Consider the following 14,987-nt stretch of genomic DNA (forward strand, 5'->3'; position numbering starts at 1 on the left):
TCCCTTTAGCTGCGTTTTTCTACTGGAATATAGATTTGATTATGCACACCGGTGTAGACCTGGGTCGGTCGAAAAATCCGGTTGACACCCAGTTGTTCTTTCCAGTGGGCGAGCCAACCCGCAACCCTGGCGATCGCAAACAGGGGCGTAAATAGATCGCTCGGAATCCCTAACTTGCGGTAAACCAAGCCCGAATAGAAATCAACGTTGGCGAAAATTCCCTTGTGGCCGTATTTTTCCTCAACGATTTTTTCTAATTCCAGGGCAATCTTGTAGTACGGGTCTTCCCCTTCGAGTTCAAACAGTTCCTCCGCTAACCTCTGGAGGATCACCGCCCGGGGATCTTTAACCTTATAAACCCGGTGGCCGAAGCCCATGATCTTTTGTTTATTCGCGACACAGGTCTCGACATACCCACGAACATTTTCGACGGAGCCAATTTCTTCGAGCATCAAAAGCACTTCTTCGTTCGCCCCTCCATGCAACGGCCCGGCCAAGGTGCCAACGGCAGACGCAATCACCGCGTAGGGATCCGTCAAGGTAGAAGCCGTCACCATCGCCGAAAAAGTGGAAGCATTGATCGTGTGTTCGGCGTGGAGCATCAAGCAAATATCAAAAATCTTCGCCTGGAGATCGTAGGGGCGACGCTCGGTCATCATGTAGAGAAAATTCGCCGCATAGTCAAGGCTATCGTTGGGCTGAACCGGATCATTTCCCTTGCGCATCGAATTGGCCGCCGCAACCATGGTGGGAATTTTAGCTAGTAATCGGACAACGGCGTGGCGAATGTACTCTGGATCATCCAAGGCACGCCGGGAATAAAATAGCCCCAGGGCCGCTGCCGACGTTTGCAGAGAATCCATCGGGTGACCGGTTTCCGGAAAACATTTCATCATGTCCCGGATGCGGTATTTAATCCGACGATGATAGAGAATATCGTTTTTAAAATCTTCAAGTTCCTGGTAGGTCGGCAGTTCACCCCAGATCAGGAGGTAGGCAACTTCGAGGAAAGAACTTTTTTCGGCCAATTCTTGAATCGGGATCCCCCGGTATTCGAGGATGCCATTTTTTCCATCGACGAAGCTAATGCTGGATTGGGCTGCAGGAATTCCTTCTAAGCCGGGTTTAAATTCGCAACCAGTCGTCATACTGTGTACCTTGATTAGATCCTAAAAATAATATTGAGGCTAATTTCTTGATGCCCGTGGCTAACCTAGCCTATCACGGGGATTATGGCAGTAGCCATTTTGGCGAGGTCAACAAAAATAGCTCATTATCGGTGTGGGCTTGGATCCGGGCGGCACCGGAACGAAGGCCAATGATGCCTGCTTTTTTGAGGTTGAGGTGGTGGCCTGTCTGACCAAAGGCGATCGCCTCAGCCCATTCGCCCAAGTCTGGTTGATGGCCCACAAGTACTAATTTTGCATCCGGAGCCGCTTCCCAACGTTCTAGCCAGGCTAAAAACGCTCCCAGGGAACCCCGTGGTGCTAGGCCTTGAAAAACTTGGGGGTGGGGGCCTAGTTCTGCGGCGGCCAAAATTTCTGCGGTTTGTCTGGCCCGTAACAAAGGACTGGTTAAAATCCCCTCAAAGTGGAGACCAAGCTCCTGTAATCGTTGGGCCACAAGTTTTGTTCGGGTTTCGCCTTTGGTCGTCAAAGGGCGATCGCCATCCTCTGCATAATCAGCCCGGTCAGCGGCGATGCCATGGCGAAAAAAATATAATTCCATTACTTTTCCTCCTGGGAGATGATGGTGCTGGAACACGCAGCAGCCATTTTCTATTCTTAACGACAATGGCCAGCAATGGGCCAAGCTTGCCCTGATCCCAGGGTGCCACACCCCAAAAACAATTCCCCACACAACCTCTGGTTACGGTGCATGGGGAAATGAGAACAATCTTAGATGTGAGGTAAATTCCTGAGGCGATCGCCCAGAATTTTTTACTTAAGCGTCAGATTCGATGTAGTTAAACAGAAGTCCCATCGCCAAAGCCGGGAAAACAACACCCGCCAAGGGGACAAGGATTACAGGCAGAAAAGAAGCTGCGTAGGCGCCGTTCATATTAAATCTTTCCTAAATGCTATTAACAAACTGGTTTTCACAATACCTTGGATATTACTGCCAGAGGTCTTGGGAGGGAACAGACATTACGATTCTTAACATAAATGGCCGAAATTCCCAGGACTTGCCCTAAATGTTGCCAAATACTAAGAAAGCCAGTAAATCTAGCAATATCTCTTATAATCCGTAACAAGTGTTTATCTGAACTTAAATTGTAAGTTTGTTTTGAGAGGAGCTTAAACATTAAATGGACATTATTCAACATGGTGGAGATCCTCAAGTAGGAAACCTCGCGACTCCGATTAATGCTTCTGCATTTAGTAAAGCTTTCATTAATAATCTACCGGGTTATCGTCAAGGACTTTCGGCACAGCGCCGTGGTCTAGAAATTGGCATGGCCCATGGTTATTTCCTCTATGGCCCCTTTGCTCTCCTCGGCCCGCTGCGGAATGCAGACTTTGCTGGAGTTGCTGGCCTATTAGGAACCGTTGGCTTGATTTCCCTGTTGACCCTTGCCCTTTCCCTCTACGGAAGTGTCGGCGTCAGCACACCCACCGCAACCCTAACCACGCCCAATCCTCCTGAAAATCTAGGAACCAAAGAAGGCTGGAGCGAGTTTGCGGCTGGCTTCTTGATTGGCGGCTGTGGTGGTGCCCTGGTTGCCTATGGTCTCTGTATTGCCTTACCGATGATGTACACCATCTAGGGATTGGTTGATAAGTTTTTATACAAGGTGTTCTGTAGGATAATCTAATGTTCTATTTGGTTATTCGACGGCCGCCACAATATATGACTTTAAAAATTACAAATTAGTAGATCTGGTCAATTGAGTTTGTTGTTTGTAAAGCCCGGTGAAAATTCACTGGGTTTTTTTGTGTCTGACAGAATTCAATGCTTAAAATTTAAGGGGCTTAAGGAAAAACACGGCTGGGTGCATTGACGCGGCTCAAAGGCCAGTTAGTTTCGGTGGCGATCGCCCTTGGTTTATCCTAGAGCCTAAAAGATACGCACAATTTTTGGAATAATTTTTAAAATGATATCTCAACCCAAAAGCTTGCAATGGTGGCAAAAACTGGGGGTGTGGCTCGCAACGGTATTGTTTACCTTTGGGAGTTTTGTTTCGGCAGCCCAGGCCACTGGTGTTTATGATGTGCCCTACGCCACGGGGGATCAACCGATCTGGATTGTGGATCAAGCAGAAGCAATTAGTCGTGCCAACGAAGGGCGTTTAAATCGAGAGCTCAGCGAGTTAGCGGAAACAACGGGCAAGGGTCTGCATTTTGTCGCGATTCGTCGCCTTGATTATGGTCAGACCATGGAAGAATTTACCGACAAGGTCTTTGCCAAGTGGTTTCCGACACCGGAAGCGGGGGCCGATGAAATCGTGGTGGCGATGGATGTGCTGACGAATAATGTGGCGATCGCCCTGGGAAATAATATCCAGGAGTTGATTCCACCGGAGACAGCCGACAGTATTACCGGAGAAACGATCGGTTACCCTCTGCGCAGCAGTTCCTATAACCAAGCCTTCCTGGATGCTGAGGCCCGCATTGGCACCATTTTGAATGGGGAAGCAGATCCTGGCCCCCCAGACATTGCCGAAATTAACATCGAAAGCACTTTCACCAAGGCTGAAGACACAAAAACAACCAGTTCAACCATTTGGGTTGTGGTGTTGCTTCTCTTAGCGACAATCATTCCCATGGCTACTTACTGGTGGTACGTGCGCTAGGGATTAACTTTTGCCAGGATTAAGCCAAATCATTTCCCAGGTGATGTAGGTGCCGACTGGACTCCACAGCAAAAAAGGCAACAGAAGCCAAAAACTGATTTTTGAGACGGGAAAAACGGCGATCGCCAACAATAAACCCACTACGAAGCCCGCAGCTCCAATGATGGTTCCCACCGTTAGGCTGCGGGTTTTGCACATCACAGGGGTATAGGCCAAGATCACCAACTCCAACAGACCATAGCCCGCCATCAACAGCCAAGTGCGAAACCCCTGGGGATCTGCATGCCAAACATAGTTAGCGGAAATAATCCCACAGATAAAAATACTCGTCCACACCACCGGGATAATGCCTTCAAAGGTGAGCCAGGCCGGGCGGCGCAATTGGAAAAACCAGCGTTGATCGGCGCGAATCGCTCGGTTGAGCAACACCCCAAGGGCGATCGCCACCAAGGTGATCAATAATCCCGTTCCCAGCATTTCTCTGTCCCCCAGAATTTCAACCCAATTCTATACTGGTAACAGAAGCCCCCCAGATTATTTCTAACGATCCAAAGAGCCATGACCTTCTCGCCCCAACTAATGCGCGCCGTCGAAACCCTCCAATATCGAGCGACTGTCGGGGAAGTGGCGACCCAGGCTGGCCTAGAACTCAATGTGGCCCAAAACGGTCTTTATAATCTCGCAGCCGATGCCGGTGGGCACCTCCAGGTGGCAGAAACGGGGGATGTTGTCTTTGAGTTTCCCAAAAACTTTCGGACAATCCTCCGCAATAAGTATTTTAAAATTCGGCTCCAGGAATGGCTCGATAAAACCTGGCGAGTTGTCTTTTTCCTGATTCGGATCTCCTTCGGTATCGCCTTGATTCTTTCGATTCTTTTGATGACGATCGCCATTCTGGCTCTAGTGACAGCCGCTAGTAGTCAGGACAATAACAATTCCTCCCGCCGTCGTAGTTCTTCTTTTAATCTACCCTGGCTCGTTTGGTGGGGGCCTAATCCGTTTCGTGTCTTTAGCCCCAACTACTACGGCCCCCGACGCTATGGTTCTGCAACATCTTTAAAAAACACGACGAGCAACATCGAGAAGGGGGGAATGAATTTCCTCGAAGCCGTTTTTTCGTTTCTATTCGGCGATGGTGATCCCAATCCAAACCTGGAGGAACGTCGCTGGCAAACCATCGGTCAAGTCATCCAAAACAACGATGGAGCCGTGATCGCCGAACAACTTTCCCCCTATTTCGATAAGCTATCATCCACGGAACAGACGGAAGAAAGTTATATGTTACCGGTCTTGGCCCGGTTCAATGGCTACCCGGAAGTGTCCCCCACGGGAGACTTAGTTTATTATTTCCCAGAACTCCAGGTCAAAGCCCAGGAACGCCGTCAGAAATCTGTCCCCAACTATTTAGAAGAACAGCGCTGGACATTTACCCTTGCCCCTACAGGTCAGAAATTTTTGGCGATCGCCCTTGGGGGCGTCAATTTAGTCTTGGCCCTGATGCTAGGGGTTTTATTGCAAGATTCAGCCCTGGTGGCCGAACTTGGCGGCTTGGTGGGTCTTGCCCAGGCCCTTTATCCCCTCTTGTTCGCCTATGCGATCGCCTTTTTGGCGGTTCCCCTCGGTCGCTACTTTTGGCTCCAGCGCCGCAACCAAACCATCGAAAATCGCAACGCCCAGCGGCAAGAACGGGCGGCCCTACTCAACACTGGCGAACCTGAACTGCAACAAAAACTAGCCTATGCCCAGCGATTTGCAACCCAGAAAATTCTCACCGGCGAAACCATCACCTATGGCACTGATCAAGATCTTCTCGATCAACAACTGCAAGGGCGTGATGACCTCGCCAAAGATTGGGAACGACGCCTAGAAGAAGGTCAATAAAGCTTGTTTAGTCTACGCGAATTGGAATGTAAGCCCGATTATTAGAACCACTGACCTCAGAGATGGTGTTATTCTCATCCACGATGATCCCAAGCCAGTAATTTTGACCAGGATTCAGATTACTCGGAATCGTGACTGGAATTGTCGTCGTATAAACGTCCGCCGGATGGATCGACCCAAACGACCCACCGCCAATGCGGGTATCACCATAACTAATATAGTCATTGGTTGAAATGTAGATCCCATAGGAAACATTATTATGGGTCTGCTTACCATTATTCTCAATCGTAAATTCAGGACGAACTGTACTGCCACGATTGACGCGATAGCCCGGCTCCCCCGCAATCGTAATCCCACTTAAGGTAGCTGTATTCGCCGCATTACGAATCCTTACCCGCCCATGACTTGAATACTCACCACTTGCACCCGTTCTGCGCCAGTGGGATGCAGAAACATCATTAAACGTAGAATTTTGACTGCCGTAAAGAACACGGGAACCATGGGAAGCATCTTCCCCAAAATAAGTACGTGCCGTGGCACCATTGGTATGGTGATGCCGCCAAGAGTCTCCCATCACGTTATATTCCCAGTTGACATGCATCAAGCCGAGGTAATGCCCCGCTTCATGGTTAATTACTGCATCAATCGGCAAACGAGACCCTGTGTAGACCGTATTAGAGCTCTTATTCTGGGAAGTCGTCCAAGAGCGGCCCGATGAATCAAGGACAATATCCACTTCATCTAAACCATAGTGCCAACCAAATAACCAGTAGCAGTGGTACCGCATCTGGGCGACCCCAGGCGGAGAAATACTACTCGCGTAAATCTCATTTTGGCCATTGCCACTGCCAACTCCTCCTGTTTCCGTTGTTGTGTTGATCACAAAGGGAGATGGATTGGTATTTGTCGCATTAATGCCCCGCTCCACCGATTGCAGTAAACTACCGGGCGGAAAACTAATGGTATTGATACGGGCTGTTGTCGAATTGCCACTCCACCGTAATTTCTTACCGCTATCACCATTACACTCCAGCCAAGAAGCTGCCTGGGCGGGTTTTGGCAGGATAAAACAAGCAGAGATAATGACTGAGGCCGCAAGTAAATAGGGATTAAACAAGTTGAACTTCATAGCAAAAGTCCCTGTAATAATTGGTTGTGATTCTGGCTGAATTAGGGGTTTATCCGTCTTAAGTCGGGTCTTAGCTCAGGTGAAATGGGTTGCGGTGAAAGGTCTCTCAAATTAGGCGAAAGATCACGAATTTGTCCTTCTCCTTCCCGAGCCTGCACATCATTTTTTTCTTCTTCGGTAATCTGATCCGGAACTGTGACAGCTCTGACTTCTTCTAACCTTGGATCCGCCACATTGAATGGTTTGTTCGGATCCGCCGATGGGATTGAAGACTGAGGCGGTTGTACCCGGTTGTTCCACTGGCGCACAGCTTCAAAAAAAGCAGACAAACTGAGGGGCGGCCCAAAGGTTTCTATGGGAGCTGCTTCAGGAGAATCGAAATTATCACCAGCTGCCACTGCCGCCTGAAAACCATAACCCACCCGATAAGCCGCAGGTGCTTCTGTTTCGTAGCGTCGTTGTAGCTCGGCAATGCTTTGACCCGTTCTCTGGCTTTCTTGCTGAATAATTCTTTGGGTTTCTGGTTGTTTTAATAACAGCTCAAAAGAAGGCCTTGGTAATTCGATCACATTGAGATCAAAGCGGGGTTTCCCCCCAATCCTTAGTCTTTCTGTCGCTTCAACCACGGGAATTCCCCAACCATTAAACACACGATTGTCTACAACCCTAAAGCGACCGTCAACACAATTTACCAAGGGACATTCCGTTACGGCGTCTCCGGTTAGAAATAAAATATCTGCCTGGTTGCGAGCAAATATCGGTGCAGTAGTCTCCATGTAGATGCCACCACTGCCATCGGCGCCACCGGGCACTCGCAAGGTAATCGTTTCCCCTGGCGTTCTGCCCCGTAAGGTTTCACGAATTTTGTAAGTTACAAAAGTATGGGGTAATCCTTGGGGTTGTTCCCGTGTGGGTTGAGAGTTGCGATATTGAATGTCAATAACTTCGCCGAAAATGATTAGATCTGACTCGCCGACGAGAAATTCAAGCCCAGATGTTTTGGTAGAGGCCGGGTCATTTTGCAAATTAGTCGGACTGTGGGCAAGACTAGACTGCATAGGAGAAATACAGCACAATCCTAAGGTTATTAGTTTGAGAAAAGTCAGCCTTAAATAATTTTTCATGTATTTAAACAGACCTCCAATAAATTTAATAGCGTAGAATCAGATTTTGAAATCAATTAAAAAGTCATTGCTTACTTGGATTTAATACATTAAAATTTTCTTTTGCAATTCGTTTTTTTTTGAAAATTAAGCAATAAAAGAATTGTGTTTATCTGCTTCAACTTTGACAAATCCCAACAACGAATTTCGTCTTTAGAATTTACTTGGAATTCTCGACAAAAATCCTTTATAAAAGCTTTAAGCAAACGATTCTTTATTTTCGACGAAAGTATTTTACATATTTAATATGGATTTTAAAGCATGAATTTAAAGGATTCAAAGATACGATCAGTGCCGCAACAAAAAACAAAACAAATTCAAATAAATTTAGAGTAAAAATAATTGCAATCAGTTTTGATGAAGTTGTTTTTACAAAACGATCTATGATCTATATCTAAAGAAATATTTTATATTCTTAAATCACTATTAAATTGACAATGACCACTGATGCTTCACAAAAAATCAAGAAGTTGCTTATAAAGTCAATTAATCCCACTGATCACAAAAAAATGCCCCAAAGCTAGGGGCAAATTGGAATTTCATCTATCCGGCGATCGCCATAATCGCCATAATCGCTAGAGATCTCGGTGGGTAAAAGACTTGGCATCGGGGCCACTATAAGTCGCGGCGATTTGACCATTGCCGACGAGATGATATTTGTAGGTCACAAGTCCTTCTAAACCCACGGGGCCACGGGGCGGCAGGGTTTGGGTACTGATGCCTACTTCTGCACCGAAGCCGTAACGGAAACCATCGGCAAACCGGGTCGAGCAATTATGGTAAACGCCCGCTGCTTTCACTTCATTGAGGAAAATCTGGGCCGTGGCCGCATCTTCTGTGATAATCCCGTCGGTATGCTTGGAGCCATAGGTATTGATGTGGGCGATCGCCGCTTCGACATCGGGCACAATTTTAATTGCTAGCACTAAATCACTGTATTCTGTGCGCCAATCTTCTGCCGTCGCAGGTTGGACAGGAATAATTTTTTGGGTTGCCGCATCGCCGCGCAAAGTGACCTGTTTCGCCGTTAAAGCTGCGGCGATCTGGGGTAAAAATTCCGGGGCAATTTTTTCGTGAATTAACAGTGTTTCCACCGCATTACAAGCCGCCGGATACTGGGTTTTCGCATCGACGACAATCGGAATAGTTTTGCTTAAATCTGCCGCCACATCAACATATAGGTGACAAATGCCGTCGGCATGGCCCAGCACGGGGATATTCGTATTTTGCTGCACATATTGCACAAAGGCATTGGAACCGCGCGGGATGATCAAATCCACATATTGATCGAGGGACAGGAGGGTTTTAATTTCTTCGCGGGTGGTCAGGAGGGTGACAGCCTGGGGGGAAACAGCCGTGTCCTGGAGGGCGGTTTGGATGATTTCTGTCAACACAGTGCAGGATTGGATCGCTTCTTTGCCCCCTTTGAGAATCACACCATTACCCGATTTAATTGCGAGGCTGGTGATCTGAATTAGGGCTTCCGGGCGGGCTTCAAAAATAATCCCTAAAACCCCCAGGGGACAAGTGACCCGCTTCAGCACTAAATCTTGATCTAATTCTCGGTGTAGCTGGAGATGGCCGACGGGATCGGGGAGATTAATCACGTCATGGATACCGGCGATCGCCCCTTGTAATTTGCTCTCTCCCAACTTCAGACGGGCATAGAGGGCTGGCGCAATCCCCTTTCGCTGGGCCGCTTCACAATCTGCCTGGTTTGCCGCGACGATCTTCGCCTGATTAGCAGCGAGGGCCTGGGCCACTTTTGCCAAAGCATCATTGCGCTGGGCCAGGCTTAAGGTGCCTAGTTTTTGAGCCGCCGCCCGCGTTTGTTGCGCCAAATCAATTAGCTGAGTTGCCATGATTCCCTCCAAATTTATCCAGTCCTATGGTTCTATTTAACATCACCCGTAGCCCGACCCAACAACGAAAAAAGCCCATCAAAATAGGCTTTTCTGTGATGAATCTGCGGTTTTGAGAAGGTTAATTTAAACGCGGGTTCCTTCTACGGCGGCCCGGTAGGGTTCTACATCTTCGCTGTAGTCGATGGGCAGTACCGCACAGACGTTGGGATGGGGACGGGGAATAATCACCCAGGATTCTAAAACGCCACCATGGGCTTTCTCAACGGCTTCAATACCCGCCGCCATTGCCGTTTTGACTTCCGAAACGTCGCCACGAATGTTGATATTGAAGCGTGCACTACCAACCCGAATGTAACCCACCAGGGTTACACGACCGGCTTTAACCATCGCATCGGCAGCGGCAAGTACTCCGGGAAAGCCTTTTGTTTCAAGTGATCCAACCGCAGCTTGAGCGGGCATAGGGGGTCTCCTTTATCTTTGTGATTAGTAAAACTTATTCATATTTGGTTCTTCACCCAAGCACATATTATTCTCTAAACTGGGCAAAACACCAAGATCTTCGCTGCACTAGGAGCGAAATTTGAGGGAGGCCTGGGTATATTCCAGGGGTAAAATCCCGACAACATTATCGGGGGGATTGGGCACGGTGTAATGGCTCATCACTTGACCACCGACAGTTTCCTCGGCGGCCCGTAGACCGGCTTCCATGGCAGGGCGCACTTCTGAGGTACGACCCCGAATGACAACGATAAAATTACCTCTTTCGGCTTTGTCAAAAAACACAATGGTGACACGGCCCGCTTTGACCATGGCATCAGCGGCGGCAAGGACGGCGGGAAAACCTAGGGTTTCGATGACTCCCACGGCTTCTTGCATAATCTCGACTCCTGGGGGCAAGGGATAGGGCTATATTCTCCCACATTGGTTCCCTTCTGCTATAGGAAATTTTTTGGAATGGTCTTGACTGGTTCTTTACTGCCACTGCCCCCGGAGATTTTGGGTTATCCCCAGGCGACAACACCGGAGATCGAGCGGCGGCGATCGCATTTGAAACAGTGGGGCATTGAGACGATGGTTGCAGTGGGGCCAAAAAACCTCGGTACTTTACCGATTCTGGGGTTGGGTTACGTGGGGGTTGTGGTCATGGTGCTTTGGCGGGGGCAGCCCCGTGCGCTGAAAATTCGCCGTTTGGATAGTAACCACGACAGCTTATTATCGGAAATTGATTGTTTAGCAAAGGCCAATCAGATCGGCATTGGCCCCCGTTTGCTCAAAGGATCAGCGGATTTTCTCTTAATGGAATTTGTGGCAGGGCGATCGCTCCTGGCTTGGTTGCAGGCCCACCAAGGTCAAGTACATCAAACCTTGAGGCGGACGGTGATGGAAAATATCCTCTCCCAAGCCTTTGCCCTCGATCAGGTGGGGTTAGATCGCGGGGACATGGGGCGTTTGACCCAGGATGTGATTGTTAATGCTCAATGCCAGCCCGTGCTCTTGGATTTTAGTGGTGCTAGCCTGAACCGCCGCCCCCAAAACCTAACCAGTGCGCTCCAGGGACTGCTGTGGGGGAGTGCGTTGGCGGAGTATTTTGCCCCGGATTTTCCGGCGAATCAGCGACAAAGATTAATGCCGCACCTGAGACTTTACAAACAAAAACCCCATTTTGAACAGTTTCAAGCGATTATGGCGGCCCTAGGCTGCAAACAACGGTAATAATCAGCCCTGGGACGAAAAATTTTTGGCATACTCAGGGGACAGCCTGTTGCAGTTGGGGCCTTTGGTATGACTTCCCGTTCTCTTTCTCCCGAATCGCGCCTTGCGCCACAAACCACGACGACTTTTGATGTCCGGGGGATGCGTTGTGCGGGTTGTGTCAAGGCCGTAGAACGCCAGTTAACGCAGCAGTCTGGGGTGCTCTCGGCGGTGGTAAATTTGATTACGGAGGTGGCGGTGGTTACCTATGAGCCAGAAAAAATTCAACCAGAGGCGATCGCCAACCGTTTATCCCAAGCAGGCTTTCCTAGCGAACCCCGAACCACAGAAGTCGAAACCTTTAACCAATACCAAGAAAAACGCGCCCAATCCCAGCGGGAACAATATTGGCGTTTGGGGGCGGCGATTGTCTTGCTCCTCGCGTCGAGCTTAGGCCATTTGCATCACCTGACGGGCCTGAAAATTCCCCTGCTTCATTTGATGGGTGTCCATTGGGCGATCGCCACCTTGGCCTTATTTATTCCGGGGTTACCGATTTTGCGGGACGGTTGGACGGGGCTGATTAAAGGCCATGCCAATATGAATACTCTGGTGGGTCTCGGAACATTGAGCGCCTACCTGACAAGCTGTGTGGCTTGGCTGATGCCCCAGTTGGGTTGGGAATGTTTCTTTGATGAACCCGTGATGTTACTGGGTTTTATCTTCCTTGGCCGCACCCTCGAAGGTAATGCCAGACTCAAGGCGATCGCCGCCCTCGAATCCCTCCTCGCTCTGCAACCCCAGGGGGCGCGCCTGATGGGTCGAGAACAAAAGGGCGAAACCGAAGAAATTACAATTCCCGTGGCCCAGGTACAGATTGGCGAATGGGTGCGCATTTTACCCGGCGAAAAAATTCCCGTGGATGGAGCGATTATTCGTGGTGAAACCACTGTGGATGAATCGATGTTGACGGGGGAAGCGCTGCCCCAGGAAAAAACGGTCGGCGCATCGGTGAAGGCAGGCACCCTCAATCAACTGGGGGTGATCATTGTGCAAGCCACCCAAACGGCCCAAAATACGATGCTTGCCCAGATTATCCGCACCGTAGAAGCGGCCCAGACCCGCAAAGCACCCGTGCAAAAAATGGCGGATACCATTGCGGGATATTTTGCCTATGGGGTGATGGCTTTGGCAGTGTTAGTCTTTTTATTTTGGGAGCTGATCGGCAGCCAACTCTGGTTAGACCCAGGGGCGACGAACCCAGAAATCTTAAGCCTGAAATTGGCGATCGCCGTTTTGGTGGTGGCCTGTCCCTGTGCCTTGGGGTTAGCGACGCCCACAGCTCTCCTAGTGGGGACAAGTCTTGGGGCTGAGCAGGGCATTTTGATCAAAGGGGGAGATATCCTCGAACGCCTCAATCAACTGACCACCGTTGTTTTCGATAAAACAGGCACCCTCACCCAGGGCAAACCGCAGATTGTCGAGTGGGTTAGCTTTGCCCCTTGGTCGCAAGATTCCCTGCTGCAATGGGCCGCGAGCCTGGAACAGCGCAGCACCCATCCCTATGGCCAAGCCTTTGTAGCGATCGCCCAACAGCAAAACCGAGAACTCTTTGCCCCCGATCAGGTTGAAACCGCTTTGGGTAAAGGCATTGTCGGTCAAGTGAAGGGCCAGTCGGTACATATTGGCAACCAAACCTGGCTTGAGACCGCCCAAATTATAATCCCGGAAGCCTGCCATCACCATCTCGAAACCTGGTCAGCCGCGGGCAAAACCACCATTTTTATTGCCATCGATCACCAGGTAGCTGGTTTAGTGGCGATCGCCGATCCAATTCGTCCCGATGCCGCCGCTCTAATCGAAAATCTACGCGCCAGAAATTTAGAGGTAATCCTCCTCAGTGGCGATCAAGCACCCGCCGTCAAAAATCTTGCTCAAACTCTCCAGCTTGATCATTATCAAGGTGCCCTTTCCCCCATCGAAAAAGCCGCCGCACTCCGCACCCTCCAGGCTCAACAAAAAGTAGTCGCGATGATCGGTGATGGCATTAACGACGCGCCAGCCCTCGCCACCGCCGATATTGGCATTTCTCTCCAGGGGAGTACTGACGTTGCCCTCGCCACCGCCGACATTATCCTCATGGGCGATCGCCTGATGGATTTTGCCCAAACCCTCCATCTGAGCCAAGCGACCGTCAAAGTGATCCGCCAAAATTTAATCTGGGCCTTTGGCTATAACCTCATCGCAATTCCCCTCGCCGCAGGGATTCTCTTGCCGCAATTTAACTTCACCCTCAGTCCCGCTGTGGCCGCAGGCTTAATGGCCATGAGTTCTGTATTAGTTGTGACGAATTCCCTCACCTTGAAAAAATCGTTCCAAAAAACAAATCAAAATCCCCAATAAAGTTTCACATCAATATTTTTAAACCACTGGACTCGCCTCTGAATATTCATTCCATAATGAATGCGGTATCAAATAGAATTAAATATTTATCATGCTTAAAATGCTGGCTTTAGCCTTCTTTGGAATTACCACTTCCATGACTTTCCCAACCATTGCTAAAGCGCTACCCGATCAAAAAATCAATCAATATTTAGCAGAACACTACACCCAATACCAAACACGAGAAAATTTCTCTGGAATTCAATTATCCGTTAAAGTTAACGAAGCCCCAACCCAAACCTACGTTATCGGTCGGGAAAGTCATGACCCCAACAGTGCGCCCATTACAGCCGAGAGTCTCTTTCACATCGGCAGCATCACGAAATCTTTTACGGCGGCTTTACTACTTCAAAACGACCGTAACCAAGCCCTTGATCTAAATGCTGACTTTACCCAATATTTACCTGAATATTCCCACTGGTCTGGTATTACAACCATGCAGCTTTTGAATATGACATCTGGCTTGCCAAATTATCGGAAAGTCGGCGTAAAACCCTGCCTCTTTTAGAGCGGGGATATAAGCCGAGTGACGACTCGACTGAGCTCGCCGAAGTCTGACCAAAGGAAAGAAGCAAGCTACACCTTTTATTTTATTTTAAAATATCCAGCATAAACATTGGAATGATCGAACTAATGCTGATTCTTGAGTTTAAAGTTAAGGGTAAACCTGCTCAATACAGCGCCATTGACGAGGCTATTCGGACAACTCAGTTCATCCGGAATAAGTCTATCCGCTATTGGATGGATAACCCCAATGTCACGAAGTACGACCTCAATAAACAATGCGCAGTATTGGCTAAGGAGTTTCCTTTTGCCAATGACTTAAACTCTCAGGCTAGACAATCTGCCGCTGAACGGGCTTGGTCAGCCATTAGTCGTTTCTACGAAGCCGTTCGGCTGAGCGCTCACGTCGAAGCCTGCAAGAAGAAAGTTTTAGGCAAAAAGGGTTATCCCCAATTCCAAAAGAACTGTCGCTCTGTGGAATATAAAACCTCAGGCTGGAAGTTAGAGGACAATCGTAA

15 protein-coding genes and 1 pseudogene are annotated in these 14,987 nt (G+C 49.0%); 7 read left to right on the forward strand and 9 right to left on the reverse strand.

Annotated elements, in window-relative coordinates; genetic code table 11:
* Window positions 1-5 precede the first annotated feature (5 nt).
* The 3 genes from AACR41_RS05895 to AACR41_RS05905 form a co-directional block, all read right to left on the reverse strand.
* Window positions 6-1,148 (reverse strand): citrate synthase, encoded by a 1,143-nt coding sequence (locus tag AACR41_RS05895; RefSeq protein WP_030007433.1) that lies wholly within the window; start codon window positions 1,146-1,148, stop codon window positions 6-8.
* 82 nt (window positions 1,149-1,230) lie between these two features.
* Complete coding sequence (gene sixA / locus AACR41_RS05900) at window positions 1,231-1,728, reverse strand: phosphohistidine phosphatase SixA (protein ID WP_030007434.1); 498 nt, start codon at window positions 1,726-1,728, stop codon at window positions 1,231-1,233.
* A gap of 216 nt (window positions 1,729-1,944) precedes the next feature.
* The gene (locus AACR41_RS05905) at window positions 1,945-2,061 is read right to left on the reverse strand and encodes a photosystem I reaction center subunit VIII (protein ID WP_012308216.1); all 117 of its coding nucleotides are present in this window, start codon (window positions 2,059-2,061) and stop codon (window positions 1,945-1,947) included.
* Window positions 2,062-2,308: 247 nt separating this feature from the next.
* Here AACR41_RS05905 and AACR41_RS05910 point away from each other — a divergent pair, with 247 nt between their 5' ends.
* On the forward strand, window positions 2,309-2,767 hold the full coding sequence (locus tag AACR41_RS05910) for a photosystem I reaction center subunit XI (RefSeq protein WP_030007435.1): 459 nt from the start codon (window positions 2,309-2,311) through the stop codon (window positions 2,765-2,767).
* A 327-nt stretch (window positions 2,768-3,094) separates the two neighbouring features.
* Window positions 3,095-3,793 carry a photosystem II repair protein Psb32 gene (gene psb32 / locus AACR41_RS05915; RefSeq protein WP_030007436.1) on the forward strand — a complete coding sequence of 233 codons (699 nt, stop codon included), beginning with the start codon at window positions 3,095-3,097 and terminating at the stop codon, window positions 3,791-3,793.
* Between the two features lie 3 nt (window positions 3,794-3,796).
* On the opposite strand, the gene AACR41_RS05920 is transcribed toward psb32, so the two are convergent.
* Window positions 3,797-4,270, reverse strand: coding sequence for a TspO/MBR family protein (locus AACR41_RS05920; RefSeq protein ID WP_030007437.1), 474 nt, complete (start codon window positions 4,268-4,270; stop codon window positions 3,797-3,799).
* Between the two features lie 81 nt (window positions 4,271-4,351).
* On the opposite strand from AACR41_RS05920, the gene AACR41_RS05925 reads away from it, so the two are divergent.
* Entirely contained in the window at window positions 4,352-5,674 is a 1,323-nt protein-coding gene (locus AACR41_RS05925; protein ID WP_030007438.1) for a hypothetical protein, read from the forward strand.
* Between the two features lie 7 nt (window positions 5,675-5,681).
* Here AACR41_RS05925 and AACR41_RS05930 read toward each other — a convergent pair whose 3' ends face one another.
* The 5 genes from AACR41_RS05930 to AACR41_RS05950 form a co-directional block, all read right to left on the reverse strand.
* Complete coding sequence (locus AACR41_RS05930; protein ID WP_052349684.1) at window positions 5,682-6,803, reverse strand: CARDB domain-containing protein; 1,122 nt, start codon at window positions 6,801-6,803, stop codon at window positions 5,682-5,684.
* Window positions 6,804-6,844: 41 nt separating this feature from the next.
* On the reverse strand, window positions 6,845-7,861 hold the full coding sequence (locus AACR41_RS05935) for a hypothetical protein (protein WP_030007440.1): 1,017 nt from the start codon (window positions 7,859-7,861) through the stop codon (window positions 6,845-6,847).
* A gap of 680 nt (window positions 7,862-8,541) precedes the next feature.
* Window positions 8,542-9,828 carry a glutamate-5-semialdehyde dehydrogenase gene (gene proA / locus AACR41_RS05940; protein ID WP_030007442.1) on the reverse strand — a complete coding sequence of 429 codons (1,287 nt, stop codon included), beginning with the start codon at window positions 9,826-9,828 and terminating at the stop codon, window positions 8,542-8,544.
* Between the two features lie 126 nt (window positions 9,829-9,954).
* On the reverse strand, window positions 9,955-10,290 hold the full coding sequence (locus AACR41_RS05945) for a carbon dioxide-concentrating mechanism protein CcmK (RefSeq protein WP_012308208.1): 336 nt from the start codon (window positions 10,288-10,290) through the stop codon (window positions 9,955-9,957).
* 108 nt (window positions 10,291-10,398) lie between these two features.
* A complete protein-coding gene (locus AACR41_RS05950; RefSeq protein WP_012308207.1) occupies window positions 10,399-10,707 on the reverse strand; it encodes a carbon dioxide-concentrating mechanism protein CcmK in 309 nt (102 codons plus the stop codon).
* 84 nt (window positions 10,708-10,791) lie between these two features.
* Between AACR41_RS05950 and AACR41_RS05955 the strand changes: the two genes are divergently transcribed.
* The 4 genes and pseudogenes from AACR41_RS05955 to AACR41_RS05970 form a co-directional block, all read left to right on the forward strand.
* The gene (locus AACR41_RS05955) at window positions 10,792-11,544 is read left to right on the forward strand and encodes a serine/threonine protein kinase (protein WP_152551007.1); all 753 of its coding nucleotides are present in this window, start codon (window positions 10,792-10,794) and stop codon (window positions 11,542-11,544) included.
* A 69-nt stretch (window positions 11,545-11,613) separates the two neighbouring features.
* A complete protein-coding gene (locus AACR41_RS05960) occupies window positions 11,614-13,926 on the forward strand; it encodes a heavy metal translocating P-type ATPase (protein WP_030007444.1) in 2,313 nt (770 codons plus the stop codon).
* Between the two features lie 136 nt (window positions 13,927-14,062).
* On the forward strand, window positions 14,063-14,473 hold the full coding sequence (locus AACR41_RS05965; RefSeq protein WP_223209937.1) for a serine hydrolase domain-containing protein: 411 nt from the start codon (window positions 14,063-14,065) through the stop codon (window positions 14,471-14,473).
* Between the two features lie 125 nt (window positions 14,474-14,598).
* Window positions 14,599-14,987, forward strand: a pseudogene (locus AACR41_RS05970) (RNA-guided endonuclease TnpB family protein); the annotation flags it as partial.

The sequence above is a fragment of the Picosynechococcus sp. NKBG042902 genome, from assembly GCF_963864045.1.
Taxonomy (GTDB): Bacteria; Cyanobacteriota; Cyanobacteriia; order Cyanobacteriales; family MRBY01; genus MRBY01.